The 25,199-nt window shown below is 70.4% G+C and carries 24 protein-coding genes and 1 pseudogene; 16 read left to right on the top strand and 9 right to left on the bottom strand.

All coding sequences use genetic code 11. The features are described 5' to 3' along the window. Both AWB89_RS20475 and AWB89_RS20480 read left to right on the top strand, forming a co-directional pair. On the top strand, window positions 1-430 hold a 430-nt coding region (locus AWB89_RS20475), incomplete at its 5' end, for an MmpS family transport accessory protein (protein ID WP_241520552.1). Further along, on the top strand, window positions 430-1,071 hold the full coding sequence (locus AWB89_RS20480) for a DUF2561 family protein (RefSeq protein ID WP_085094590.1): 642 nt from the start codon (window positions 430-432) through the stop codon (window positions 1,069-1,071). The genes AWB89_RS20475 and AWB89_RS20480, both read left to right, overlap by 1 nt. Window positions 1,072-1,188: 117 nt before the next feature. On the opposite strand, the gene qcrB is transcribed toward AWB89_RS20480, so the two are convergent. The 4 genes from qcrB to ctaE are packed head-to-tail and all read right to left on the bottom strand — an operon-like array spanning window position 1,189 to window position 5,574. Continuing rightward, window positions 1,189-2,886 (bottom strand): cytochrome bc1 complex cytochrome b subunit, encoded by a 1,698-nt coding sequence (gene qcrB, locus AWB89_RS20485; protein WP_085176166.1) that lies wholly within the window; start codon window positions 2,884-2,886, stop codon window positions 1,189-1,191. Continuing rightward, on the bottom strand, window positions 2,883-4,070 hold the full coding sequence (gene qcrA, locus AWB89_RS20490) for a cytochrome bc1 complex Rieske iron-sulfur subunit (RefSeq protein WP_085176168.1): 1,188 nt from the start codon (window positions 4,068-4,070) through the stop codon (window positions 2,883-2,885). The genes qcrB and qcrA overlap by 4 nt, the downstream gene beginning before the upstream one ends. Continuing rightward, window positions 4,067-4,933, bottom strand: coding sequence for a cytochrome bc1 complex diheme cytochrome c subunit (gene qcrC, locus AWB89_RS20495; protein ID WP_085176148.1), 867 nt, complete (start codon window positions 4,931-4,933; stop codon window positions 4,067-4,069). The genes qcrA and qcrC overlap by 4 nt, the downstream gene beginning before the upstream one ends. A 29-nt stretch (window positions 4,934-4,962) precedes the next feature. Continuing rightward, a complete protein-coding gene (ctaE, locus tag AWB89_RS20500; RefSeq protein WP_066913412.1) occupies window positions 4,963-5,574 on the bottom strand; it encodes an aa3-type cytochrome oxidase subunit III in 612 nt (203 codons plus the stop codon). A 148-nt stretch (window positions 5,575-5,722) separates the two neighbouring features. Here ctaE and trpD point away from each other — a divergent pair, with 148 nt between their 5' ends. Continuing rightward, complete coding sequence (trpD, locus tag AWB89_RS28050; RefSeq protein WP_085176150.1) at window positions 5,723-6,814, top strand: anthranilate phosphoribosyltransferase; 1,092 nt, start codon at window positions 5,723-5,725, stop codon at window positions 6,812-6,814. Here the strand turns inward: trpD and AWB89_RS20510 are convergent. Beyond that, a pseudogene (locus AWB89_RS20510) lies at window positions 6,752-8,611 on the bottom strand (DEDD exonuclease domain-containing protein); the annotation flags it as partial. The gene trpD and the pseudogene AWB89_RS20510 sit on opposite strands and share 63 nt — an antisense overlap. A 144-nt stretch (window positions 8,612-8,755) precedes the next feature. Here AWB89_RS20510 and AWB89_RS20515 point away from each other — a divergent pair. The 4 genes from AWB89_RS20515 to pimB all read left to right on the top strand — a co-directional run bounded on the left by AWB89_RS20515 (window position 8,756) and on the right by pimB (window position 12,374). After that, on the top strand, window positions 8,756-9,001 hold the full coding sequence (locus AWB89_RS20515) for a hypothetical protein (RefSeq protein WP_085094585.1): 246 nt from the start codon (window positions 8,756-8,758) through the stop codon (window positions 8,999-9,001). A 194-nt stretch (window positions 9,002-9,195) separates the two neighbouring features. Then, window positions 9,196-10,350 (top strand): peptidoglycan hydrolase RipC, encoded by a 1,155-nt coding sequence (gene ripC, locus AWB89_RS20520; protein WP_085094626.1) that lies wholly within the window; start codon window positions 9,196-9,198, stop codon window positions 10,348-10,350. A 49-nt stretch (window positions 10,351-10,399) separates the two neighbouring features. Next, window positions 10,400-11,230 carry a hypothetical protein gene (locus tag AWB89_RS20525; protein WP_174627858.1) on the top strand — a complete coding sequence of 277 codons (831 nt, stop codon included), beginning with the start codon at window positions 10,400-10,402 and terminating at the stop codon, window positions 11,228-11,230. Window positions 11,231-11,240: 10 nt separating this feature from the next. Beyond that, the gene (pimB, locus tag AWB89_RS20530; RefSeq protein ID WP_085176152.1) at window positions 11,241-12,374 is read left to right on the top strand and encodes a GDP-mannose-dependent alpha-(1-6)-phosphatidylinositol monomannoside mannosyltransferase; all 1,134 of its coding nucleotides are present in this window, start codon (window positions 11,241-11,243) and stop codon (window positions 12,372-12,374) included. 6 nt (window positions 12,375-12,380) lie between these two features. Here the strand turns inward: pimB and AWB89_RS20535 are convergent, their stop codons facing one another. Beyond that, window positions 12,381-14,183, bottom strand: a complete 1,803-nt coding sequence (locus tag AWB89_RS20535) for an AMP-dependent synthetase/ligase (RefSeq protein ID WP_085176154.1) — start codon at window positions 14,181-14,183, stop codon at window positions 12,381-12,383. Window positions 14,184-14,340: 157 nt separating this feature from the next. Here AWB89_RS20535 and AWB89_RS20540 point away from each other — a divergent pair, with 157 nt between their 5' ends. The 5 genes from AWB89_RS20540 (at window position 14,341) to AWB89_RS20560 (ending at window position 17,734) form a co-directional block, all read left to right on the top strand. Beyond that, complete coding sequence (locus AWB89_RS20540; RefSeq protein WP_085176174.1) at window positions 14,341-14,730, top strand: polyketide cyclase / dehydrase and lipid transport; 390 nt, start codon at window positions 14,341-14,343, stop codon at window positions 14,728-14,730. Between the two features lie 104 nt (window positions 14,731-14,834). Continuing rightward, window positions 14,835-15,272: an SRPBCC family protein gene (locus AWB89_RS20545; RefSeq protein ID WP_066965062.1), complete on the top strand. Its 438-nt coding sequence runs from the start codon at window positions 14,835-14,837 to the stop codon at window positions 15,270-15,272. Continuing rightward, window positions 15,265-16,536: an ArsA family ATPase gene (locus AWB89_RS20550; RefSeq protein ID WP_193791371.1), complete on the top strand. Its 1,272-nt coding sequence runs from the start codon at window positions 15,265-15,267 to the stop codon at window positions 16,534-16,536. The genes AWB89_RS20545 and AWB89_RS20550 overlap by 8 nt, the downstream gene beginning before the upstream one ends. Beyond that, on the top strand, window positions 16,533-16,925 hold the full coding sequence (locus AWB89_RS20555; protein ID WP_085176158.1) for a hypothetical protein: 393 nt from the start codon (window positions 16,533-16,535) through the stop codon (window positions 16,923-16,925). Before AWB89_RS20550 ends, AWB89_RS20555 begins: the two co-directional genes overlap by 4 nt. Before the next feature lie 86 nt (window positions 16,926-17,011). Further along, entirely contained in the window at window positions 17,012-17,734 is a 723-nt protein-coding gene (locus AWB89_RS20560; RefSeq protein ID WP_085094577.1) for a lysophospholipid acyltransferase family protein, read from the top strand. Here AWB89_RS20560 and AWB89_RS20565 read toward each other — a convergent pair whose 3' ends face one another. Continuing rightward, window positions 17,735-19,018, bottom strand: a complete 1,284-nt coding sequence (locus AWB89_RS20565; RefSeq protein WP_085176160.1) for a glycosyltransferase 87 family protein — start codon at window positions 19,016-19,018, stop codon at window positions 17,735-17,737. Window positions 19,019-19,108: 90 nt separating this feature from the next. On the opposite strand from AWB89_RS20565, the gene AWB89_RS20570 reads away from it, so the two are divergent. The 3 genes from AWB89_RS20570 to AWB89_RS20580 are packed head-to-tail and all read left to right on the top strand — an operon-like array spanning window position 19,109 to window position 21,940. Continuing rightward, entirely contained in the window at window positions 19,109-19,993 is an 885-nt protein-coding gene (locus AWB89_RS20570; protein WP_085094573.1) for a hypothetical protein, read from the top strand. A 20-nt stretch (window positions 19,994-20,013) separates the two neighbouring features. After that, window positions 20,014-20,517, top strand: coding sequence for a polyadenylate-specific 3'-exoribonuclease AS (locus AWB89_RS20575; RefSeq protein ID WP_085176162.1), 504 nt, complete (start codon window positions 20,014-20,016; stop codon window positions 20,515-20,517). Window positions 20,518-20,551: 34 nt separating this feature from the next. Further along, window positions 20,552-21,940: a class II 3-deoxy-7-phosphoheptulonate synthase gene (locus tag AWB89_RS20580; RefSeq protein WP_085094569.1), complete on the top strand. Its 1,389-nt coding sequence runs from the start codon at window positions 20,552-20,554 to the stop codon at window positions 21,938-21,940. A gap of 18 nt (window positions 21,941-21,958) precedes the next feature. Here the strand turns inward: AWB89_RS20580 and AWB89_RS20585 are convergent, their stop codons facing one another. After that, complete coding sequence (locus tag AWB89_RS20585; RefSeq protein ID WP_162293328.1) at window positions 21,959-23,200, bottom strand: protein kinase domain-containing protein; 1,242 nt, start codon at window positions 23,198-23,200, stop codon at window positions 21,959-21,961. 78 nt (window positions 23,201-23,278) lie between these two features. On the opposite strand from AWB89_RS20585, the gene AWB89_RS20590 reads away from it, so the two are divergent. Further along, window positions 23,279-23,683, top strand: coding sequence for an Rv2175c family DNA-binding protein (locus AWB89_RS20590; RefSeq protein WP_085094565.1), 405 nt, complete (start codon window positions 23,279-23,281; stop codon window positions 23,681-23,683). Here AWB89_RS20590 and AWB89_RS20595 read toward each other — a convergent pair. Continuing rightward, a complete protein-coding gene (locus AWB89_RS20595; protein WP_085176176.1) occupies window positions 23,670-25,145 on the bottom strand; it encodes an alpha-(1->6)-mannopyranosyltransferase A in 1,476 nt (491 codons plus the stop codon). The two genes, AWB89_RS20590 and AWB89_RS20595, sit on opposite strands and share 14 nt — an antisense overlap. Window positions 25,146-25,199: the final 54 nt, after the last annotated feature.

Here is a 25,199-nt window from a genome sequence, read left to right on the forward strand (position 1 = left end):
GCCCACCACCGAGGCGCCGCCGCCCCCGACGGCCACCGAGACGCATACCGTCACGGTGACGCCATCTCCGCCGCCGCCACCGCCCCCGCCCGCGCCGGCTCCGCCACCGGCCACCTCGACGGCGGCCGCACCGGCTCCGGCGACGACGACGCCGGCCGGGCCTCGGCAGGTGACCTATTCGGTGACCGGCACCAAGGCGCCCGGCGACATCATCTCGGTGACCTACGTCGACGCGTCCGGCCGCTCCCGCACCCAGCACAACGTGTACATCCCGTGGTCGATGACGGTGACGCCGATCTCCACCTCCGACGTCGGATCGGTCCAGGCCTCCAGCCTCTTCCGGGTCAGCCGGCTCAACTGCTCGATCACCACCAGCGACGGAACGGTGCTGTCGTCGAACAACAACGACGCGCCGCAGACGAGCTGCTGATGGTCAGCAGATACTCGGCCTACCGGCGTGGTTCCGACACCATTCCGCCCGACGTGATCGACCGGCTACTGCTGGGCGCCTGCGCGGCCGTCTGGCTGGTGTTGCTGGGCGTCAGCGTGGCCGCCGCCGTGGCGCTGGCCGACCTGGGCCGGGGCTTCCACAAGACGGCGGGCGGCTCCCACACCCCGTGGGTGTTGTACGCCGTCATCATCGTCTCCGCGCTGATCATCGCCGGGGCGATCCCGGTGCTGCTGCGGGCCCGTCGCATGGGCCTGATCGAGCCGGCAACCCGGCCGGGGGCTGCGGCCCGCGCCCCGCAGCGGCCCCCGGTGCGCCTGATGGCCCCCGCGCCGCGCACCGCGGCCGAGCGGGCGCGCCAGCCGAGGATGCAGGCGGGGGAGCCGGCCTCACAGTGGTCGGGTACCGCGGTGGATCGGGTTTGGTTGCGCGGCACGGTCATTCTGACGGGCACGATGGGCGCCGCGCTGATCGCCGTCGCGACGGCGACGTACCTGATGGCCGTCGGGCACGACGGCCCGTCGTGGGCGGTCTACGCGGTGGCCGGGGTCGTCACCGCGGCGATGCCGGTGGTGGAATGGCTGCACATCCGCCAGCTGCGCGGCCTGCAGGACGCTCGCTAGCCGCTTCGGGTCGCCGGCCCGCGACGCGTACGCCGCTGCGGCCACACGCCGAAAAGCGCCGCGAGGGTTGGTGTCTCGCGGCGCAGTTCCGGCTTTAGTGCGGTTTAGCGGTGCGGTTTAGTGCTCGCCGCGCTCGCCGCGCTCGCCGTTCGGCGAGCCGACGACGCTCTCCTGGTGCTCGCGCAGCGCGGTGAGCGCGCGCTGCTCGGAGGAGTGCGCCGCCTCGCGCAGCGCGGCATCCTCGGACGCGGGGTCGGCGCGCAGGAAGCTGCCGCTACCCGGCGAGCCGGCCGAGCCCAGCTTGTTCATCCGCTTGGGCAGTGCCGCGCCCTGGTACTCGAGCGGTATCGGGTGCCCATGGTCGTCGACGGGGCCGAGCGGCTGGTGCAGCTCGATGTACGCGCCGTGCGGCAGCCGCTTGATGATGCCCGTCTCGATGCCGTGCTCGAGCACCTCGCGGTCGCTGCGCTGCAGCCCGATGCACCACCGGTAGGTGATGAAGTAGACGAACGGCGGCAGGATCACCATCCCGATGCGCCCGATCCAGGTGGTCGCGTTCAGCGAGATGTGGAACTTGAACGCGATGATGTCGTTCATCGCCGCCAGGGTCAGCACCATGTAGAAGGAGATCGCCATCGCGCCGATCGACGTGCGTACCGGGACGTCGCGCGGCCGCTGCAGCAGGTTGTGGTGCGCGTAGTCGCCGGAGAACCGCTTCTCCAGGAACGGGTAGATGATCAGCAGGATGAAGATCAGGCCCATCAGCAGCGCGACCCAGACCGCGGCCGGGATGGTGTGGTGCCAGAAGTAGAACTCCCACGGCGGCCAGATACGGGCCAGGCCCTCGGTCCACATCATGTAGAAGTCCGGCTGCGAGCCCGCCGACACGTGAGATGGCTTGTAGGGGCCCAGGTTCCAGATCGGGTTGATCTGCAGCAGCCCGCCCATCAGGCCGAGCACCCCGACGATCGCCGCGAAGAACGCGCCGGACTTGACGGCGAAGATCGGCATCACCCGCACGCCGACCACGTTCTGCTCGGTGCGGCCGGGGCCGGGGAACTGGGTGTGCTTCTGGAACCACACCATGGCCAGGTGCAGACCGATCAGCGCCAGGATGATGCCCGGCAACAGCAGGATGTGCAGGGCGTACATGCGCGGGATGATGGCGCCCACCGCCGCGCACTCGTTGCCGATGCCGCCGCAGGGGAAGTCGCCGCCGAACAGCGCCCAGTGCAGCCAGGTGCCAATCACGGGCATCCCCAACGTGATCGAGGACAGGGCGGCGCGCAGCCCGATGCCGGACAACAGGTCGTCGGGCAGAGAGTAGCCGAAGTAACCCTCGAACATGGCGAGGATCAGCAGCAGCGAACCGATCACCCAGTTCGCCTCGCGGGGCCGCCGGAACGCGCCGGTGAAGAAGATGCGCGCCAGGTGCACCATGATCGACGCGGCGAAAAGCAAAGCGGCCCAGTGGTGGACCTGGCGGACGAACAGCCCGCCGCGCACCTCGAAGGAGATGTCGAGCGTCGACGCGAAGGCCTTGGACATGTCGACGCCGCGCAGCGGTTGGTAGGCGCCGTTGTAGGTGACCTCGGCCATCGACGGGTCGAAGAACAGCGTCAGGTACACGCCGGTGAGCAGCAGCACGATGAAGCTGTACATCGCGATCTCGCCCAGCAGGAACGACCAGTGCGTCGGGAACACCTTGTTGAGCTGCCTGCGCACCGCCGCCGACGGGTGGTAGCGCGTGTCGATGTCCTCGCCCTGCCGGGCCAGGACGTCACCGATCTTCGGGGGACTCAGTTTGGGGCTCATGTCGTCGTCCTCTCCCAAAATGCCGGTCCGACGGGCTCGATGAAGTCACCGTTGGCGACCAGGTACCCGTTGGAGTCGATCGTGATCGGCAGTTGCGCCAGCGCGCGCGCCGCGGGGCCGAAGATCGGCTTGGCGAAGTGCAGGGCGTCGAACTGCGACTGGTGGCAGGGGCACAGGATCCGGTAGGTCTGCTGTTCGTACAGCGACGCCGGGCAACCCAGGTGCGAGCACACCTTCGTGTAGGCGAAGAACTCGCCCCAGTTGAAGCTCTCCTGGCCCTGGCGCTTGACCATGCGCGGCATGTCGGACGGCCGGACCCGGATCAGCATCACGGGGTTGCGGACGCCCTGGTTGATCGCGCGCAGCTTTTCCTGCGATTCCGGCGTGGTGCCGTCCCCGTCGGACTCCCGCCACGGGAAGACGGTTTCCATGCCGCCGGCGTCGAGGTCCTCGGGGCGCATCTTGACGAACGGCGATGCGCTGGCCGAGCCGGTGGCGCGGGCCAGGAAGATGGTCTCGCCCTTGTAGCGCGGGGTCCAACCCGAGGTCCACAGCACGGCCTTCTTGCCGTCGGCGGTGGGCACGACGGGCTTCCACGGGTTCTTGATCAGGCCGCCGGCAAACGCCACCAGGGTGGACAGCCCGAACGCGCCGAGCCCGACGCCCAGCGACATGCCGACCAGCTTGCGCCGCCCGATCGTCGAACTCTCATACGTCTCGGACAGGTTGGCCACCACGGTCTTGCGGTCGATTTCGCGCGAGGCGCCGTCGTGGCGTTCCTGGATCGAAAGCTCTTCGGGGATAAACCTTTTCTGGTACAGGATCGCGCCGATCGCGATGCACAGGATCGACATCCCGAAGGTCAGCCCGTACAGCGGGGTGGCCAGCGTGTAGAGCAGGCTGCCCGGGGCGTCCTTCGGCTTGTACTCCCAGGGCCAGAACAGGAAGATCAGCAGCAGCGCGACCCCGAAGAAGCCGCCCAGCAAAAGCCAGCGGACCACCGAACGCTCGGCGCGCTTCTCGGCTTTGGTGCCCTCGATCGGCCAGCGCGGCTCCTTGAAGACGGTCTCGACGCCGTCGATCTTGCCGCCTAGGACCATCAATTCCTGCTGCGACATCTCGGCCAGTGCCGCTTCGCTGGGTTCGGGCGGTGTCTGCAGCCCGCCCTTGTCCGTGTCGCTCATGATGCTCGCGCCCCAATCCACAGTGCCAGCCCGATGGCGGCGACCATGCCGATGATCCACGCGGCCATGCCCTCGGGTGCGGGTCCGAAGCCACCGAGGCCGTAGCCGCCGGGCTGGCGCTCCTCGGTCACGGTTTTCACGTAGGCGATGATGTCCTTCTTCGCGTCGAAGGACAGCTGGCGGTCGGAGAACTTCGGCATGTTCTCCGGGCCGGTCAGCATCGCGTCAAGGATCTGCTGTTCGTTGGCCGCGCCGAGGTCGGGCGCGTACTTACCCGACGACAGGGCGCCGCCCTTGCCGGTGAAGTTGTGGCACGAGGAGCAGTTGAGCCGGAACAGGTCGCCGCCGCGGCCGGGGTCGTCGCCGCGCAGCGACCGCATGGAGACGCTGCCGTCGGGGTTGCGGGTCACGGTGGGCCCGCCGCCGTTGGCCTGCACGTAGGCGCCGAGCGCATCGATCTGCGCCTCGTCGAAGATCGGCTCCTTGCGGGGCGCCTGGGCCCCGGCGGCCATCAGCGGCATCCGGCCGGTGGACACCTGGAAGTAGACGGCCGCCTCGCCGACGCCGATCAGGCTGGGCCCGCGGTCGGGCACCCCCTGCAGGTTGGCGCCGTGGCAGGACACGCAAGACGTGTCGAACAGCTGCTTGCCGTTGCGCAGCAGCGCCGATCCCGACTCGTCGGCGACGGCCACCTGCGGGGTGGGGGTGAGGATCGCCGCCACCCCACCCGACAAGGTCAGCGCGATCAGCAGCAGCAGCCCGCCCGACAGGCGGCGCCGCAGCCGCCGTCGCGAGCGATCGCTCAGCGCCGTTCGCGGCTTGGTCCGCCGGGCACCGATTCGGGTAGACCCCAGTTTCTTCAACCGAGCACTCCTGTCCGTCTAGCGCCGGGTCATCGGATGAAATAGATCACGGTGAAGAGCGCGATCCACACGATGTCGACGAAATGCCAGTAGTAGGAGACGACGATGCTGGCCGTCGCCTGCGCGGGCGTGAACTTGCTCATCGCCGTGCGGGCCAGCAGGAATATGAAGGCGATCAGCCCGCCGGTGACGTGCAGGCCGTGGAAGCCGGTGGCGAGGTAGAACACCGTGCCGTAGGCGCTGCCCGGGATCGTGGTCCCGTGCGACATCAGGTGGTAGTACTCGTAGCCCTGGCCGAGGACGAAGAACAGGCCCATCAGGAACGTGATCACGTACCAGCGGCGCAACCCGAACACGTCGCCGCGCTCGGCGGCGAACACGCCCATCTGGCAGGTGAACGACGACGCGATCAGCACCAGGGTCACGGGAACGGCCTGGTACAGGTTCAGCTCGGTCGGCGGCGGTGGCCACTTGCCGCCCGCCTGAGCCCGCGCGGTGAAATACATCGCGAACAGGCCAGCAAAGAACATGAGCTCGCTCGACAGCCACACTATGGTGCCGACAGCGACCATGTTCGGCCGATTCAGCGAATGCACTCGCGACGTGATCGCAGTACCCGAGGTCCCCACAGCGCTGGTCACATCCGCAAGTATGACGCTTTGTAGTTGTCGAACTCTACCCGGGTCCGAAATTTCGGTGATCGGCGTTTTGCCCGCCCCGACCGGGCCCCCACCGGCGCGCTTGTGGCAACGGTTGGGGGGCGGCTGATCCTCGTGGGACCATCGGCGCGTGCCCGCGTCACCTGAACCCTTCCCGCCCCGGGGCGCTCCCGGGGAGGCGCCGTCGTGGCCGCAGGTCCTCGGCCGCCTGACGGGCGGTCGCGATTTGGCGCGGGGCCAGGCCGCCTGGGCCATGGACGAGGTCATGTCCGGCGCCGCGAGCGCGGCCCAGATCGCCGCCTTCGCGGTGGCGATGACGATGAAGGTGCCGACCGCGGCCGAGGTGAGCGAGCTGGCCGACGTCATGCTGCGCCACGCCCGCCCGCTGCCCGCCGGCGCGATCCCCGAGGACGCCGTCGACATCGTCGGCACCGGGGGCGACGGCGTCAACACGGTCAACCTGTCCACCATGGCGTCGATCGTGGTGGCCGCGGCGGGGGTGCCGGTGGTCAAGCACGGCAACCGGGCGGCCTCGTCGCTGTCCGGGGGAGCCGACACGCTGGAGGCGCTCGGGGTGCGCATCGACCTGGAGCCCGAGCAGGTCGCGCAAAGCCTCGACGAGATCGGGATCGGGTTCTGCTTCGCGCCGCTGTTTCACCCGTCGTATCAGCACGCGTCGGCGATGCGCCGCGAGATCGGCGTGCCGACGGTGTTCAATCTGCTTGGGCCGCTTACCAATCCGGCTCGCCCGCGGGCGGGTTTGATCGGCTGCGCGTTCGCGGACCTCGCCGAGGTGATGGCCGGGGTGTTCGCGGCGCGCCGGTCCAGCGTGCTCGTGGTGCACGGCGACGACGGTCTGGACGAGCTGACCACCACGACGACCAGCACCATCTGGCGCGTGCAGGCCGGCACCGTGGACCGGCTGACGTTCGACCCGGCCGGATTCGGGTTCGCCCGGGCCGAGCTGCACGAGCTGCTGGGCGGCGACGCGCAGGCCAACGCGGCGGAGGCGCGCGCGGTGCTGGCCGGCGCCAAGGGCCCGGTCCGCGATGCCGTCGTGCTCAACGCGGCCGGGGCGATCGTCGCGCACGCCGGGCTATCCAGCCGCGCTGAATGGCTGCCCGCCTGGGAGGACGGGCTGCGGCGGGCCGGCGACGCCATCGACTCGGGGGCGGCCGAACAGCTGCTCGCGCGATGGGTGCGGTTCGGCCAGCAGCTCTGAGTCCCGGCCGGCCACGGCCTGTTCGCTGGCCAGCCGCGCCGAACGGGCGGAGGCCGCCCAGGCCGACCAGGCGCCGGCCGAGCGCAGCGGGGAGGCCCATCCCTCGTCGGTGTCGGCCGTGACGCGCACGACGCGCACGCCGGGGCCGGCCAGCCACCGCGCGATGAGCGCGGTCTCCTCGACCAGCGCGCCGCCGAGTGGGGCCGCCGTTCGCAGAATCGCCTGCGCGCCAGCGTGAATGGCCTCGATCACCGGCACCGGCGGAACCCCGCGCTTGGCGGTGCCGGCCGCGGCGAGCTGGCCGTATCGGATGACGGCCAGGTGGTAGCCGCCCCGGCCGTCGGGGCCGTGCGGCGCGGCGGCGATCAGCTCGGGCAGCGCCGCCAGCGCCCGCAACCGCTGGCCACGCCACAGCGTCTCGATGGCGGTGGCGGTGCGGTCGCGCAGCCGCGCGGCGCTCTCGAAGTGGCGTTCCTCGGCGAGCGCGGCGACCCGGCGCACCGCGTCGGCCAGGGCGGCGTTGTCCAGGCCGTCGATCAGGGCCGCGACCCGCGCCACCGCCGCGGCGTACTGGGTGGCGGTGACGCCCCGGGCGGCCGGGCAGGGTGACACCTCGACCTCCGGGCAGGCCGGTCCGTGCAGCGCCGAACGGCCGATGCGCGCCGTGCAGGTGCGTAGTCCGGTGAACCGCGCCAGCAGCGCCGCGGTGTCGGTGGCGTCGGTGCGGGACCGGAACGGGCCGACGGCGCGGTCGTTCCGGGGCGCCCGGGTCGCCGCGAGCCGCGGAAACGCCTCGTCGGTGAGCGCCAACCACCACCACCGCTGCGGGAAGCGCGACCGCCGGTTGTAGGGCGGGGCGTGCGCGGCCAGCAGGCGCAGCTCCCGCACCCCGGCCTCCAGCGCGTGCGCGCACTCGACATGGTCGACGGCGCCGGCCAGCGTGACCATCTCCTTCATCCGGCCGCGGGGGTCCGCGCCGGTGAAGTACTGGCCCACCCGGCGGCGCAGGTCGACGGCGGTCCCGACGTAGAGCACTTCGCCCGCCGGCCCGCGGAACAGATAGACGCCCGGCCGGTGCGGAAGCCCTTCCGCGAGAACGCGTTTGCGGCGCTGGGCCGGCGTCACGTTCGGCAGGTACGAGCGCAGGTCGGCGTAGGTGTGCACGCCCTGGTTGCCGACTCGCTCGATGAGCGCGTGCAAGACGTCCACCGTGGCGCGGGCGTCGTCCAGGGCGCGGTGGGTCGGCTGGGCGGCCGCCGCGAACAGCCGCGCCAGGGCGGCGAGCCGCACGCTGGGGGCCTCCTCGCGGCTGAGCACCCGGCGGGCCAACCGGACCGTGCACAGCACCCGGGGCCGTGGCCACGGGATGTCGCACCGCTGCGCGGCGGCCCGCAGGAACCCCACGTCGAAGCCGGCGTTGTGGGCGACCAGGACCGCCCCGTGGTCCAGCCCGGCGAACTCGAGAAACATCGGCAGCACGGCGTCGATGGTCGGGGCGTCGCACACCATCGCCGTGGTGATGCCGGTGAGCTGCACGATCTGGGGCGGGATGGCGCGCTGGGGGTCGACCAGGGTGGCGAACTCGCCGAGCACGACGCCGCCGCGGACCTTGACCGCCCCGATCTCGGTGATGGCGTCGCACGGCGCGCCGTCGGCGCTCTTGGTGCGCCCTCCGGTGGTTTCCAGGTCCACCACGACGAAAGTGGTTTCGCGCAACGAGGTTTCGTCGATCGGGGCGGCGGCCGGATCCCAGCTCGCTCCCAAGTCGGCGAAACTCAGCTGAGCCGCACCACTCATGGCCGAGACGTTAGGCACCCGCACCGACAGCGGCCGGGTTCCCACGCCGGGCGCGTCGGGGCCGGATTGTTGTCGGTGGCCCCGGTTAGCGTTCGGCTCAGCGCGCGAACTTCAGCGTTCGGATGACCGAGAGGACGGCCCCAGATGGCATACGGCAGTGGCAAGGGCGAATCAGCGCCCGGTCCGCAGGCACCGGTGGTGATCGACTGCGACGAATGCGCGGTGCGCGGCCCCGGATGCCGCGACTGCGTGGTCAGCGTGCTGCTCGGGGTTCCCGAGAGCCTGCTGCAGGACGAACGGGACGCGCTCGAGGTGCTCGCCGACGTCGGGCTCGCCCCGAGGCTGCGGTTGGTGCCGATTCGTCGGGACCGAGGGGCCGGTGTAGCCTAATTGCCTTGTGCGCCAAAACCGCTCGATCGTCTTAGGGGATTGCCATCATTCACAAAGTAATGACAGAAATCTTTCTGATTTCTTAACGATCCCGTTTGGACAAACGCCGATATCGTTTCGTAACCTGTTTGAGACCTAAACTAGTCCGACGGCGCTCCGGCAGTGCCAGTCCAGGCCGTTTAAGGATGCAAATTTTGAGGCTCGACTCTATGTACCCCTGTGCGCGTGTCATTACACGTTCTGCCCTAGGTACGTTAGCGGGCTTGGTCGTCTTCGCGGCGGTTTCCGCCGCTAGTTCGGTGGCCGATCCGGCCGAGGACGCGCTGGCCAAACTGAACCAGCTGTCCCGCCAGGCCGAGCAGACCACCGAGGCGATGCACAGCGCGCAGCTGGACCTGAACCAGAAGCTGGCGGTGCAGCAGGCCGCGGAAAAGAAGCACGCCGACGACCAGGCCGCCGTGGATTCGACGAAGGCGCGCCTGGCCGCCTTCCAGGGCGCGGTCAACAAGCTCGCCGCGGCGCAATACATGGGTGGCCGGGTCGACGGCATGGAGGCGATGCTCACCGCGGGATCGCCGCAGGGCCTGATCGACAAGCTGGCCGTGCAGCGGCTGATGGCGACGCAGATGCGCACGCAGATGGCGAACTACCGGATCGCCGGTGCGCAGGCCGCCGATGCCGAGCGGGCGTCCGCCAAGTCCGCCGCCGACGCCAAGAGCGCCGCCGAGCAGGCCGCCGCGGTCCGGGCCAGCCTGCAGTCCAAGCAGAGCCAGCTGCAGGTGCAGATCGCCGTCGTCAAATCCCAGTACGTGTCCCTGACGCCGCAGCAGCGCACCGCGCTCGCCGACCCCGGGCAGGTCCCCGGGGCCGTCCCGGCACCCGGCGCGCCCGGCCCGGACGCGGTGCCCCCGCCGGGTGGACCGGCGCCCGCCGACGCGCCGCAACCCGCCGGATTGATGCCCGGGATGCCCGGGATGCAGCCTCCCGGGGGCGTGGGCGGCGGCGACCGCGCGACCGTCGTGCAGGCGGCGTTGACGCAGGTCGGTTCCTCCTATGTATGGGGCGGCGCCTCGCCCGGCGCGTTCGACTGCTCCGGTTTGGTGATGTGGGCGTTCCAGCAGGCCGGCATCTCGCTGCCGCACTCCAGCCAGGCGCAGGCCCAGGGCGGTCAGCCGGTGGCGCTGTCGGACGTGCAGCCCGGCGACGTGGTGACGTTCTACAACGACGCCTCGCACAGCGGGATCTACGTCGGCGACGGCATGGTGATCCATTCCTCCACCTACGGCGTGCCGGTACGGGTGGTGCCGATGGGCGCCGCGGGCCCGATCCACGACGTCCGTCGCTACTGACAAGCCCTTCAGTCGGCGGCCTCGGCACCTGCCGATCCTGCTGGCGTGGGTGTTCGCCCTCGAGCTGATCGTGGCGGCGGCCGTGCCCTTCGAGGCCGGCGACGCCAAGGGCAGGCACGCCCAGGTGGTCACGCCCGCCCGCAACCAGGCCGGCGCCGCGGTTCGGGAGCTGGTCGTCGCCGACCGCACCGTCCGGTTGGTGGGACTCGGCGGCGCCATCACCGACCGGTTGCTGTCCCGGGTCGCGTCCGACATCGGCGGCTCGATCAACGCCGTGACGGCGTTCTGGGGCGGTGATTGGCAGCGCGACATCGCGATCCTGGCCACCGGTTCCGACGAGCAGTTTCGGGCGGCCGCCGGCGGGGGACCGGCATCGCAGTGGGCCGACATCGCGGCCGTGACGGTGGCCGACCGCGTCGATCCCGTGCACCGGGCGGCGTTCGGCCAACGGATCGTGTTCGCGCCGGGGGCGGCCACGATGAACGACGGCGCGCTGCGAATCGTGTTGACGCACGAGCTTTTTCACTACGCGGCGCGCGCCGCCACCGCCGCGGACGCGCCGCACTGGCTCACCGAAGGGGTCGCCGATTTCGTCGCCCGACCGCAGACCCCGGTGGCCGCCGACGCGCTGCCGGTGCCGCTGACGCTGCCGGCCGACAGCGACCTGGACGCGCCCGGGCCGCAGCGCTCGGCGGCCTACGACCGCGCGTGGTGGTTCGCCCGCTTCGTCGCCGACACCTACGGCACGCCGAAGCTGCACGACCTGTACCTGGCGACCTGCGGGATCGGGCACACCGACGTGCCCACCGCCGTCCACGACGTGCTCGGCACCGACACGGCCGGGCTGCTGGTGCGTTGGCACCAATGGCCGCCACGTTAGCCTGACGCAGGTGAGCCGGGTCCTGCTGGTAACCAACGACTTTCCGCCCCGCCCGGGCGGCATCCAGTCCTACCTGGGCGAGTTCGTCGGCCGGCTGGCCGACGACGGGTCGCATTCGGTGACGGTGTACGCGCCGCAATGGAAGGGCGCCGACGCGTACGACGAGGCGGCCGGCTACCGGGTGGTGCGCCACCCGGGCACGCTGATGCTGCCCGGACCCGCGGTCGACGCGCGGATACGCCGGCTGATCGGCGAGCACGGCATCGACACCGTCTGGTTCGGCGCGGCCGCACCCCTGGCGCTGCTGGCGCCGCGCGCCCGGCAGGCCGGGGCCACCCGGGTGCTGGCCAGCACCCACGGCCACGAGGTGGGGTGGTCGATGCTGCCGGTCGCGCGGTCGGTGCTGCGCCGCATCGGCGACGGCACCGACGTCGTGACCTTCGTGAGCCGCTACACGCGCTCGCGCTTCGCGTCGGCCTTCGGGCCCGCGGCGCGGCTCGAGTACCTGCCGCCCGGGGTGGACACCGACCGGTTCCGTCCCGACCCGGCGGCGCGGGCCGAGCTGCGCACCCGCTACGGGTTGGGCGAGCGGCCGGTCGTCGTGTGCCTGTCGCGGCTGGTCCCGCGCAAGGGCCAGGACACGCTGATCAAGGCGCTGCCGTCGATCCGGCGAAACGTCGACGGGGCGGCGCTGGTCGTCGTCGGCGGCGGTCCATACTCCGACGCGTTGCGCAAGCTGGCCACCGACTGCGGCGTCGCCGAGCACGTCACGTTCACCGGCGGCGTGGGCGCCGACGAGCTGCCGGCCCACCACGCGCTGGCCGACGTGTTCGCGATGCCCTGCCGCACCCGCGGCGCCGGCATGGACGTCGAGGGCCTGGGCATCGTCTTCCTGGAGGCCTCGGCGACGGGCGTGCCGGTCGTCGCCGGACTGTCGGGTGGGGCCCCGGAAGCGGTGCGGCACAACAAGACCGGGCTGGTGGTCGACGGCCGCTCGGTGGACGAGGTCGCCGAGGCGGTCACCGGGCTGCTGGCCGATCGCGACCGGGCCGCGGCGATGGGCGCGGCCGGGCGCGAGTGGGTGACCTCCCAGTGGCGCTGGGACACGCTGGCCGCCAGGCTGGGCGAACTGCTGGCCTGTTAGGCGCGGTCAGTCCTTCTCGTAGATCGACTCGATGTCGGCGGCGAATTTCTCGGCCACCACGTTGCGCTTGACCTTCATCGTCGGCGTCAGCTCGCCGGTGTCCTCGGTGAAGTCGACCGGCAGGATGCGGAACTTGCGGATCGACTCCGCGTGCGACACCGCCAGGTTCGCGTGCTTGACGGCCGCGTCCACCTCGGCGAACAGGTCCGGGTCGGTGGCCAGGTCGGCGACCGACGCGTCGGCGGGCTTGTGGTTGCGCTCTTTCCAGCCGCCGAACGCCTCGGGGTCGATGGTGATCAGCGCGCCGATGAACGGCTTGGCGTCGCCGACCACCATCGCCTGGCTGATCAGCGGGTGCGCCCGCAGTTGGTCCTCGAGCACCGCGGGGGCGACGTTCTTGCCGCCGGCGGTGACGATGATTTCCTTCTTGCGGCCAGTGATCTTGAGGAAGCCGTCCTCGTCGAGTGCGCCCAGGTCGCCGGTCTTGAACCAGCCGTCGGTGAACGCGTCGGCAGTGGCCTGCTCGTTGCGCCAGTAGCCGCCGAACACCACCCCGCCGCGCACCAGCAGCTCGCCGTCTTCGGCGATGCGCATGCTGTTGCCGGGCAGCAGCGTGCCGACGGTGCCGATCTTGACCCGCCCGACCTGGTTGACCGTGATGGCCGAGCTCGTCTCGGTCAGGCCGTAGCCCTCGTGGATGGTCAGGCCCACGCCGCGGTAGAAGTGGCCGAGCCGCGCGCCCAGCGGCGCGCCGCCCGAGACGGACGCGTGACAGTCGCCGCCCAGCGCCGCGCGCAGCTTGTGGTACACCAGCCGGTCGAACAGCGCGTGCTTGGCGCGCAGCAGCAGCCCGGGGCCGCCGTCGTCCTGGGCCTGGCTCCAGTCGACCGCGGTTTGCACGGCCATCGCGAAGATGCGCCCCTTGCCGTCGTTGACGGCGTTCTGCTCGGCGGTGTTGTAGACCTTCTCGAACACCCGCGGCACCGACACCACGACCGTCGGCTTGAACACCGCCAGCATCGGCAGCAGGTTCTTGATGTCGCTGGTGAACCCGACCGTCACCTTGTTCGCGAACGCCGACAGGGTCAGCGAGCGGGCCAGCACGTGGGCCAGCGGCAGGAAGACCAGCAGCCGCTGGCCCTCGTTCAGCAGCGTCGGCAGGCATTCCTTGGCGCCCCGCGACTCGTAGAGCAGGTTGGAATGGGTCAGTTGGCAGCCCTTGGGCCGGCCGGTGGTGCCCGAGGTGTAGATCAGCGTCGCCGGGTCGTCGGCGCGCAGCGCCTCGAGGCGGGCGGTCAGCTCGGCGGGCTCGACCGAGACGCCCTCCTCGGCGAGCTGGTCGAGCGCCTTGGGCCCCGCGCCGTCGATGTGCAGCACCCGGCGCAGCGCGGGCAGCTCGGCGGTGAGCTCGGTGACCATCGTGGCGTGCGCGTCGGTCTCGGCGAAGGCCAGCACCGCTTCGGAGTCCTGCAGCACCCAGCGCACCTGTTCGGCCGACGACGTCTCGTAGATCGGCACGGTGACCGCGCCCACCGCCAGGATCGCCAGGTCCAGGATCGCCCACTCGTAGCGGGTGGCCGAGAAGATGGACACCCGGTCGCCGGCCTGCACCCCGAGCGCGATCAGGCCGAGCGCCGCGGAACGGACGTGGTTGGCCGCCTCGGCGCAGGTGACGTCGGTCCACACGCCGTCGACCTGGCGTTGGAAGATGACGAAGCTGGGGTCGTCTTTCTCATGGCCGAAGACCATGGCCGCGACGTTTTCGTGCTCGCCGACGGTAAAGCGGGCGGGGACACTGTACTCACGCACTGTGATGACCTCGATCGGACTCGTGACGTGCCTGGCCCATGATCGGGTCGGCTTGCTGTGGCCCAGCCTAATCCGCACATTCGCGCAGCACGGCCGAGGTCGGTTCGGCCGTCACCGCGATTGCGGGTCGCCCGCCGCGGTATGTGAAGCTGGGGTGGTGAACAGCATCCAGATCGCCGACGAGACGTTCGTCGCGGCCGACGGGGCGCGGGTCGGGGCCGCGGTCGCCGATCCGTCGAGCTGGCGGCGGTGGTGGCCGGACCTGCGGCTGCAGGTCGTCGAGGATCGCGCCGAAAAGGGAATCCGCTGGACGGTGACCGGCGCGCTGACCGGCACCATGGAGATCTGGCTGGAGCCGTCGCTGGACGGGGTGGTGCTGCACTACTTCCTGCACGCCGAGCCCACCGGCGTCGCGGCCTGGCAGCTGGCAAAGTTGAACTTGGCGAAGATGACACACCGCCGTCGGGTGGCGGGCAAGAAAATGGCGTTCGAGGTCAAAAGGACGGCGGAACGGTCACGACCGGTCGGCGTTTCTCCGGTAGTTTAGCCGGATCAAGGTGCGCCGGTAGGAGTACCGTTTCGGCCCGGAGGCCGGGGTAATCCGGCGCATCGCGGGGCCTATCCGCTCGCGGGAGAGAGGGCAGCAGCCAGGTGGCGGAAAAGACGACGCAGACCATTCACATCGAGGCCGATCCCGGCACGGTGCTGGAGGTGATCGCCGATATCGATTCCTATCCGGAATGGATCTCGGAATATAAGGAAGCCGAGGTGCAGGAGCGCGGCGCCGACGGGTATCCGAAGGTCGTGCGATTCGTGATGGACGCCGGCGTCATCAAAGACACCATGGTGATGTCCTACCAGTGGCCCAAGGACCGCCAGTCGCTGAGCTGGACCCTGGTCTCCAGCTCGCTGCTGCGCTCGCTGGAAGGCTCGTATCGCTTGGCGCCCAAGGGATCTGGCACCGATGTCACCTATGAACTTTCGGTCGATCTTGCCATCCCGATGATCGGGATGCTCAAACGCAAGGCCGAGCGCAGGCTGACCGACACCGCTTTGAAGGATCTGAAGAAACGAGTCGAGGCTGAGTGAGTCCAGTGAATTCCGGGCGTCCACCCCGGCCCGGATCAGTCTTTTCGTCGGGAAGGGCGGGGTAGGAAAGTCCACCCTCGCCTCCGCCACCGCGGTCTGCGACGCGGGCTCGGGTCGGCGGGTCTTGGTCGTGTCCACCGACCAGGCGCACTCCCTGGGCGATGTGCTGGGCGTCCCGGTCCCACCGAGCGGCCAGGGCGAACCGGTTCGGGTGCTCGCCGACGACGCGGCGGCCGGGGGCGGCTTCCTCGACGCGCTGGCGCTAGACACCCTGGCCCTGCTCGAGGCGCGGTGGCGCGGCGTGGTCGACACCCTGGACCGGCGGTTTCCCGATTCGGAGCTGAGCACCATTGCGCCCGAAGAACTTTCGGCGTTGCCGGGTGTGCAGGAGGTGCTGGGGCTGCACGCCGTCGGGGAGCTCGCCGCCTGCGGGCGCTGGGATCGCATCGTCGTCGACTGCGCCTCGACGGCGGACGCGTTGCGAATGTTGACCCTGCCGGCCACCTTTGGGCTCTACGTGGAGCGCGCGTGGCCGCGCCATCGCCGGCTGTCGGTCGCCGGCGACGACGCGCGCTCGGCCGCGATGGTGGAACTGCTGGAGCGCATCAGCGGCAGCGTCGAGCGGCTGAGCACGTTGCTGACCGACGGCGAGCTGGTCACCGCGCACCTGGTGTTGACTCCCGAGCGGGTGGTGGCCGCCGAGGCCGTGCGCACGCTCGGTTCCCTGTCGCTGATGGGCGTGCGGGTCGAGGAGCTGATCGTCAACCAGGTCCTCACCGAGGACGAGTCCTACGAGTACCACAACCTGCCCGAGCATCCGGCGTTCTACTGGTACGCCGAACGCATCGCGGAGCAACGCGTCGTGCTCGAAGAGCTCGACGCCGCCATCGGCGACGTGGCGCTGGTGCTCACCCCGCACCTGTCCGGCGAACCGATCGGCCCCAAGGCGCTGGGTGCCTTGCTCGACGGGGCCCGGCGGCGCGGCGGCGCGGCGCCCCCCGGCCCGCTGCGGCCGGTGGTGGACCTCGAATCCGGGTCGGGGCTTGGGTCGATCTACCGTATGCGGCTAACGTTGCCCCAGCTCGATCCCCCGGGACTGTCGTTGGGCCGCGTCGACGACGACCTGATCATCAGCGCCGGAGGGTTGCGGCGCCGGGTTCGGTTGGCGTCCGTGCTGCGGCGATGCACGGTGCTCGACGCGCACCTCCGGGGCAGCGAGCTGACAGTTCGCTTTCAACCGGACCCGGAGGTGTGGCCAAAGTGAGTGGGGCTCACCCCGATCTCGGTCCCGAGCTGCGCCGGCTCGCCCAGGCGATCCTCGACGGCATCGACCCCGCGGTGCGGACGGCCGCCGCGCTGACGGCGGGAGCGGGCGTCGGGACCGGCAAATGCCAACAGGTGTGGTGCCCGGTGTGCGCGCTGGCCGCGTTGGCGACCGGCGACCAGCATCCGTTGCTCACCATCATCGCCGACCACAGCGTCGCGCTGCTGGAGGTCATCCGCGGCATCGTCGACGACATCGACCGGTCGGCCAAACCGCCGCCCGATGGGCCGCCCGGGGGCGGCGGCACCGGGCCCGAGTCCGGCGCGCCCGCCGACGATGCGGCCGCAAAGACCCGTTACCAGCCGATCCCTGTCACGGTCGAGGAGTAACCCGGCCGCGGCGAAGGTGGTCCCTGCCGCCGCGGGTCGGTACAGTTGGCGCAGAACACTGCGGGTGGCGGGCGAGAGGGAGGGCCATGTGGTACTGGCTATTCAAGTACGTCTTGCTGGGCCCGCTGCTGTCCTTGCTCGGTCGACCGAAAGTCGAAGGGCTGCAATACGTTCCGACTTCGGGGCCGGCGATCCTGGCCAGTAATCACCTGGCCGTCATGGACAGCTTCTTTTTGCCGCTGGTCGTTCGGCGGCGGATCACCTTCCTCGCGAAGTCCGAATACTTCACCGGCACCGGGCTCAAGGGTTGGTTGAGTCGGTGGTTTTTCACCGCCGTCGGGCAGGTGCCGATCGACCGCACCGACGCCGATGCCGCGCAGGCCGCCCTCAACACCGCCGAGCAGGTGCTGGCCCACGGCAAGCTGCTGGGCATGTATCCCGAGGGCACCCGGTCGCCGGACGGCCGGCTGTACAAGGGCAAGACCGGGCTGGCGCGGCTGGCGCTGCAGACCGGGGTTCCGGTGATCCCGGTGGCGATGATCGGCACCAACGTGGTCAACCCGCCCGGCACCACGATGCTGCGCTTCGGGCGGGTCACCGTCCGGTTCGGCAAGCCGATGGACTTTTCCCGCTTCGAGGGCATGGCCGGCAACCGCTTCATCGAGCGGGCCGTCACCGACGAGGTGATCTACGAGCTGATGGGCCTCTCCGGCCAGGAGTACGTCGACATCTACGCCGCCAGCATCAAGGAACGCGGCGCGGAATCGACCGACGAGGCCGCGCGGATCCCCGAGACCGCCGTCGGCTAACTAGCTGGTGGCCGCCACCGGCGTCGGCGTGGCGGTGGCCGGCTCGGATCGGCTCGCGCGGGCCGTCACCGTCAACCCCGCCACGACGATGACCGCCAGCGCCCACCACACGTAGGACGCCCCCACGAGTTGGCGCCACCAGTTCGCGGTGGTCTCGTGGTGCTTGGGCAGCAGGTCGATCGGCGTCCACCGCATCAGCGCCACCCCGGCGACGCTCAGCACGCCCAGCGCGAGGTTGCGGCGCCGCCAGGCCAGCACTCCGGTCACCAAAACCGTCGGCAGAGCCCAGACCCAGTGGTGTGACCACGACACCGGCGAGACCACCAACCCGAACAGCGCGACGCAGATCACCGCCAGGATCGGCTCACCGGCGCCCAGCACCCGCCGCATCGCCCAGATCGTCGCCGCCAGGACGAGCAGGCAGGCGATCACCCAGAGCGGGAAGCGCTGATGCTCGTCCAGACCAAGCCGGGCCAGGGTGCCCGCGATGTTCTGGTCGGTGTTCAGGGCGGCCTCACCGATGCGGTCGGTGTGGTGGACGGTGTGGGTCCAGTACTCCCACGAATCGCTCCACGCCAGCGCGAAGCCCAGCAGCGTCATCGCCGCGAACGACGCCAGCGCGGTCAGCGCCGCGCGGTTGTCGCGGCGCAGCAGGAAATACAGCAAGAACACCGCCGGGGTGAGCTTGAGCGCGATACCCAGCCCCAGCAGCATCCCGCGCGGCCACGGTAGGCGGCGGGGCACGCAGTCGGCGATCACCAGGGTCATCAGCACCACGTTGATCTGGCCGAAGGCGAAGTTCGACGTGATCGGTTCCAGCCAGATCGTCGCCGCGGCCGCGATCAGCACGGCCACCCACAGCCGGCGCAGCCAGGCCGGTCCGGGCAGCACGGCCGACGTGGGCCACACGTCCAGGCCGGTCAGCAGGATCGTCGTCGAGGCAACCAGCAGCACCAGCGTCAACACCGTGATCGCGATGCTGGCGGCCGGCATGTGCAGCCAGGAGAACGGGCAGAACACGATGGCCGCCAGCGGGGGATAGGTGAACGGCAGGTTCAGCCCGATGGGTGTGTGGAACAGCACATCCCCGCGGTACAGCGGACGGTTGTCCAGCCAGGCCTGGCCGCCCATCTGATAGATGTCGATGTCGATGCGGTACGGGGTGTGTCCGAACAGCCGCCCGGCCACGTAATACATCGCCGCGGCCGCCACCAGCCAAAGCAGACCCCACAGCACCACCCGCCCGGGTTGACTGCCCGCGCCGGGCGCCCGCCATCTACTCATGTCGCAGAACAGCGTAATCGGTGCCCGCGCCCGCGACGTGCCACAGCGCGGCTCCCGCGCCCCGCGAGCGGGCGGGCGTAGGTTGCAAGAGTGTTCCATTGGTTCGTTTACGGGGTGTCCCACTGGTACGCGCACGACATCCACGAAGGCGGCCGGCTGCCCCTGCTGTGCTGCCTGGTCGCGTTCATCCTGACGTTTTTCGTCACCCGCAGCTTCGTTCGATTGATCCGCCACCGCTCCGACAACGGCCGGCCGACGCGTTGGTGGCATCCGCGCAACGTGCACATCGGGGGAGTGCACATCCACCACGTGACGTTCGGGGTGGTCCTGGTCCTGGTTTCCGGGCTCATGCTCGTCACCCTGTCTGTCGACGGGAATGAACCCGAATTCGTATTGGCCGCAACGCTTTTCGGTATCGGCGCCGCTTTGGTCCTCGACGAGTACGCGTTGATCCTGCACCTGTCCGACGTGTACTGGTCGGAGGACGGCCGCACGTCGGTCGACGCCGTGTTCGCCGCGGTCGCGGTGGCCGGCCTGCTGATCCTGGGCCTGCACCCGCTGATGTTCTTCCTGCCGATCTGGCACGGCGCCGATTCGGTGGCGCTGCGCGCCGGGGTGGGTGGCGTGATGGTACTGGCGCTGCCGCTGGCGGTGATCGTGGTCCTCAAGGGCAAGGTGTGGACGGGTCTGCTCGGGATGTTCGTCGTTGTCCTGCTGGTCGTCGGCGCCGTCCGGTTGTCGCGCCCGCACGCCCCCTGGGCCCGCTGGCGCTACACCGCCCAGCCCGACAAGATGCGGCGCGCGCTGCAGCGGGAGCGGCGGCTGCGCCGCCCGGTGGTCCGCGCCAAGTTGTGGGTGCAGGATGCGATCGCCGGCAGCCCGCGCCTGCCCGACGACCGCACGGTCGACGCCCAACTCGACCAGGACGTGCACGCGGCACCGCCGCCCACGGGACCCATCCTGATCAGCCGCTAGGCTGCTAATACCCTTTCAAGGTGCGGTACTTCTACGACACCGAGTTCATCGACGACGGCCGCACCATCGAATTGATCTCGATCGGCGTCGTCGCCGAGGACGGCCGCGAGTACTACGCCGTATCCACCGAATTCGACCCCGAGCGCGCCGGCAACTGGGTCCGCGCCAACGTGCTGCCCAAGCTGCCGCCGCCGTCGTCGCCGTTGTGGCGCTCGCGCAAGCAGATCCGGCTGGACCTCGAGGAGTTCCTCGGGGTGGGTAGCGGCGAGCCCATCGAGCTGTGGGCGTGGGTGGGCGCCTATGACCACGTCGCCCTGTGCCAGCTGTGGGGGGCGATGCCGGCGCTGCCCCAGGCGATACCACGCTTCACCAGGGAATTGCGCCAGTTGTGGGAGGACCGCGGGTCCCCCAAGATGCCGCCGCGGCCGCGGGACGCCCACGACGCCCTGGTCGACGCCCGCGACCAGCTGCGCCGATTCCGCCTGATCACCTCCGCCGACGGCCCGGAGGAGCGTTCGCCCTGATCAGCGTTCGGACAACCCCAGTTACCATGGACCGATGAACTGGACCGTCGACATCCCGATCGACCAGCTGCCGCCGCTGCCGCCGCTGTCGACCGACCTGCGCGCGCGACTGGACGCCGCACTGGCCAAGCCGGCCGCCCAGCAGCCCAGCTGGGACGGCGAACAGGCCGCCGCGATGCGCACGGTTCTCGAGAGCGTGCCCCCGGTGACGGTGCCGTCGGAGATCGTCCGGCTGCAGGAACAGCTGGCGCAGGTCGCCCGGGGTGAGGCCTTCCTCCTGCAGGGCGGCGACTGCGCGGAGACGTTCGTCGACAACACCGAACCCCACATCCGCGGCAACATCCGCACGCTGCTGCAGATGGCCGTCGTGCTGACCTACGGCTCGAGCATGCCGGTGGTCAAGGTGGCCCGCATCGCCGGCCAGTACGCCAAGCCCCGCTCGGCCGACGTCGACGCGCTGGGCCTGAAGTCCTACCGCGGCGACATGATCAACGGCTTCGCCCCGGACGCCGCGGTGCGCGAGCACGACCCGTCGCGGCTGGTGCGCGCCTATGCCAACGCCAGCGCCGCGATGAACCTGGTGCGGGCGCTGACCTCCTCGGGGCTGGCGTCGCTGCACCTGGTGCACGACTGGAACCGCGAATTCGTCCGCACCTCGCCGGCCGGCGCGCGATACGAGGCGCTGGCCACCGAGATCGATCGGGGCCTGCGGTTCATGAGCGCCTGCGGCGTGGCCGACCGCAACCTGCAGACCGCCGAAATCTACGCCAGCCATGAGGCTTTGGTGCTCGACTACGAGCGGGCCATGCTGCGCCTGTCCGACGTCGAGGGCGGGGAGCCGCAGCTGTACGACCTGTCGGCGCACACCGTGTGGATCGGCGAGCGCACCCGCCAGCTCGACGGCGCGCACGTCGCGTTCGCCGAGGTGATCGCCAACCCGATCGGCGTCAAGATCGGCCCGACGATGACACCGGAGCTGGCCGTCGAATACGTGGAGCGGCTCGACCCGCACAACAAGCCGGGGCGGCTGACGCTGGTGAGCAGGCTGGGCAACAACAAGGTGCGCGACCTGCTGCCGCCGATCGTCGAGAAGGTGCAGGCCGCCGGGCACCAGGTGATCTGGCAGTGCGACCCGATGCACGGCAACACCCACGAGTCGTCCAACGGGTACAAGACCCGCCACTTCGACCGCATCGTCGACGAGGTGCAGGGCTTCTTCGAGGTGCATCGCGCGCTGGGCACCCACCCCGGCGGCATTCACGTCGAGATCACCGGCGAGAACGTCACCGAGTGTTTGGGTGGGGCGCAAGACATTTCGGACACCGACCTGGCCGGCCGCTACGAGACGGCCTGCGACCCGCGGCTGAACACCCAGCAGTCGCTGGAGTTGGCCTTCCTGGTCGCCGAGATGCTGCGCGACTGATTCGACCTCGCGGGAAAACTAGAGCAGGCCGCTGAGGTTGCTGCCGAGCGTCCAGCCCACGGTCGCGACCAACCCGGTGAGCGCGAGCACGACCGCCACCCAGATCAGCACCATCCGCCTGGCGTGCTGACGCGCCCAGACGAACTCGCTCATCGCGATGCCGGCGAATTCGCCTGCGACGGGCTGGTATTGGTGGTCGTCGGGTTCGGGCGCGCGGTCGGCCGGGCGTGCGGGCTCGCCCCAGTCCTCGGGCCCGCGGGTCAGCTGCCGGGTCGGGTGGCGAACCGGTGCGGCGGTGGGCGGGCGGGACGGTTGCGCGGCCGCCAGGCGCTCGCTCATCCGGAGGTGGTGCAGCGCGGCCGAGCGGTGCTGGGCGGAGTTACGCGGCGCCGGCACCCGGAAGGGGGGCAGAACGAGTTCTTCGGCGATGGCCCCCAGGTCGGCGCCCATCTCGACCGCGTCGGCGTACCGGTCGCCCGGGTCGCGGGCCGTCGCGCGCAGCACGAAGTCGTCGAATTGCGGTGGCACGCCGTCGATCGCGGCGCTGGGCGGCGGCACGTCGGCGTCCAATCGCCGGTAGGCGACCGACAGCGCCGAGTCGCCGGTGAACGGCGCGCGCCCGGTCAGCAGCTCGTAGGTCAAAATCCCGGCGGAGTAGACGTCGCTGCGCGGGCCGGCGTTGCCGTCGCGCACTTGCTCGGGGGACAGGTAGGCGGCGGTGCCCAGGATGACGCTGGTGGAGGTGATTCCGGCGGCCGCGACGGCGCGGACCAGCCCGAAGTCGGCGATCTTGACGTCGCCGTCGTCGGAGATCAGCACGTTTTCGGGTTTGACGTCGCGATGCACCAGGCCGGCCCGGTGCGCGGCGGCCAGCCCGCCGAGCACCGGGCGCAGCACCGCGGCGACGGCGTGCGGCGGCATCGGCCCGCGCTCGGCCAGCAGCTCGCGCAGGGTCCCGCCCTCGATGAGCTCCATCACCAAAAACGGGTGCCGGCCGTCCAGGCCCTGGTCGTAGACCGCGACCAGCCCGGGGTTCTTCAGCCGGGCCACGGTGCGGGCCTCGAGCTGGAAGCGGGTGAGGAACTGATCGTCGCCGGCGTAGCGGGCGTCCATCACCTTCACCGCCACGGGCCGGTCGAGGCGCAGGTCGAGGCCGCGGTACACCGTCGAGGTGCCGCCGCTGGCGATCCTGGACTCGACGCGATAGCGGCCGTCCAGCAACGCGCCCTCCATCGGGTCCCCGGTCCCAGCTGCGGCCACGGGGCCATAGTAGGTGGGGCGGGGGAATCGGGCTCAGAACGCCCGTCCGACGCGCCAAGCTGGGCCTAGACTGGCGCGATGAGCAGTGTTCCGGTCGGGGACGACGTGCTAGACCCCGACGAACCCATCTACGAGTTGCCCCGGGTCGCCGAGTTGCTCGGCGTGTCGGTCAGCAAGGTCCAGCAGCAGCTACGGGAGGGCCACCTGGTCGCGGTGAAGCGCGGCGGCGGTGTGGTGGTACCCCAGGTGTTTTTCACGAATTCCGGTGAGGTGGTCAAGAGCCTGCCGGGGCTGCTGACGATCCTGCACGACGGCGGCTACCACGAGACCGAGATCATGCGGTGGCTGTTCACCCCCGACCCGTCGCTGACGATCACCCGCGACGGCACCCGGGATGCCATCAGCAACGCCCGCCCCGTCGACGCCCTGCACGCCCATCAGGCGCGGGAGGTCGTGCGACGCGCGCAGGCTATGGCGTACTGACCGATTCGGCCTCCGGCGCGCGGTACAGCGCGTACCAGGCGGCCAGCGCGCACGCGGTGGCCAGCGAAAAGTGCAGCCACGAATACATGCCGTGCGATCCGTCGGGCTTGAAGATCACCATGACCCAGGTGGACAGGCCGGCGATCGCGGCGACCGCGCGCCGGGACTGGGCCAGCGGCGCGGCCACCGCCAGCGGCCAGGAGTAGTACCAGGGCAGGGCGGCCGGGACGAACAGCACCACGATCAGCATCGACCACGCGATGCCGGCCAGCGCGGCGCGGTCGTCGCGCCGGAACCGCCACCACAACACCGGCAGTGCCACCGCGATGATCGCGATCCCGACGTAGCGGGTGATTCGCAGCGTGGCGTAGAAGTCGACCGCGAAGAACCCGCTGCCCAGGGCGTGGATCAGGTTGGCGACGGCGGTCGGCACCGTCAACCAGTTGATGATCTTCACCGAGCCGGCCAGCGCGGTCAGCCATCCCAGCCCGACACCGGCCACGGCCGACAAGATCGCGAACACGACGGCGAAGGTCAGCATCGACATCACCGTGGCGGCCAGGAACGCGGGGACGGCGCGATATCCGTGGCGGTCCCGCAGATGCCGCATCCACACCCACACCAGGAACGGCAACGAGATCCCCGCGGTCGCCTTGACCGCGATCGCCACCGTGATCAACACGACGCCCAGGACGTGACGCCCCTGGAAGGTCAGCGCGATCCCGGCGGCCATCAGGCCGACCATCAGCATCTCGTTGTGCACCCCGCCCATCAGGTGGATGAGCACCAGCGGGTTCAGGACGCAGATCCACAGCGCCAGTGCGCCATTGGTGCCCAGGTGGTGCGCCAGTCGCGGGGTCGCCCAGATCAGCAGCGCCAACCCCGGCAACATGCACAGGCGCAGCAGCATGGTCCCGGCGATGACGTGATTGCCCACCACCAACGTGACCAGCTTCGCGATCAGGATGAACGCCGGTCCGTACGGGGCGGTGGTGATCGTCCAGATGGGACTCACGTTGTCCAGCAACGCGTTTGGGTTGGCGACCGGGCCCACCGCGTAGGGGTCGAAGCCGTCGCGCAGCAGCGCCCCCTGCGCCAGGTAGGAGTAGGTGTCGCGGCTGAAGACGGGCACCGACAACAGCAACGGCGCCAGCCAGAAGCCGGTGGTCGCCCTCATGGTGAACTCCGTCGCGTCGCCCGCCACCGCGAGCCGGCCGAGCCGCACCCACGCGATGAGCATGAGGCCCACGCCGATCCACAACACGATCGACGACAGCACCAGCCCGTGGCCGAAGCGCAGCCAGGACAGGTGCAGGGCCTCGAGCAGCGGGTCGTGCGGCTTGGTGCTGCCCGCGCCCAGCCCGCCCAATGTGATCAGCACCGACCCCACGAAGCCCAGCTTGGCCGGGCGCCCCTGCGGGGTGGCGGCGAACGCGGCCAGCCGTGAAACGTGCTGAGCCAGAGACGTTTTGGTTGCCGGCGAATCGTCGGTGGGGGTGGGGGTCGGGGTCGACGG

The sequence above is a fragment of the Mycobacterium paraense genome (genome assembly GCF_002101815.1).
In the GTDB taxonomy this organism is placed as follows: Bacteria; Actinomycetota; Actinomycetes; order Mycobacteriales; family Mycobacteriaceae; genus Mycobacterium; species Mycobacterium paraense.

Coding starts and splice junctions, on each gene's coding strand:
- AWB89_RS20565 (WP_085176160.1), bottom strand. CDS start 19,018: ATGAGTAGATGGCGGGCGCCCGGCGCGGGCAGTCAACCCGGGCGGGTG.
- AWB89_RS20480 (WP_085094590.1), top strand. CDS start 430: ATGGTCAGCAGATACTCGGCCTACCGGCGTGGTTCCGACACCATTCCG.
- AWB89_RS20515 (WP_085094585.1), top strand. CDS start 8,756: ATGGCATACGGCAGTGGCAAGGGCGAATCAGCGCCCGGTCCGCAGGCA.
- AWB89_RS20590 (WP_085094565.1), top strand. CDS start 23,279: ATGAGCAGTGTTCCGGTCGGGGACGACGTGCTAGACCCCGACGAACCC.
- qcrB (WP_085176166.1), bottom strand. CDS start 2,886: ATGAGCCCCAAACTGAGTCCCCCGAAGATCGGTGACGTCCTGGCCCGG.
- AWB89_RS20560 (WP_085094577.1), top strand. CDS start 17,012: ATGTGGTACTGGCTATTCAAGTACGTCTTGCTGGGCCCGCTGCTGTCC.
- qcrA (WP_085176168.1), bottom strand. CDS start 4,070: ATGAGCGACACGGACAAGGGCGGGCTGCAGACACCGCCCGAACCCAGC.
- AWB89_RS20580 (WP_085094569.1), top strand. CDS start 20,552: ATGAACTGGACCGTCGACATCCCGATCGACCAGCTGCCGCCGCTGCCG.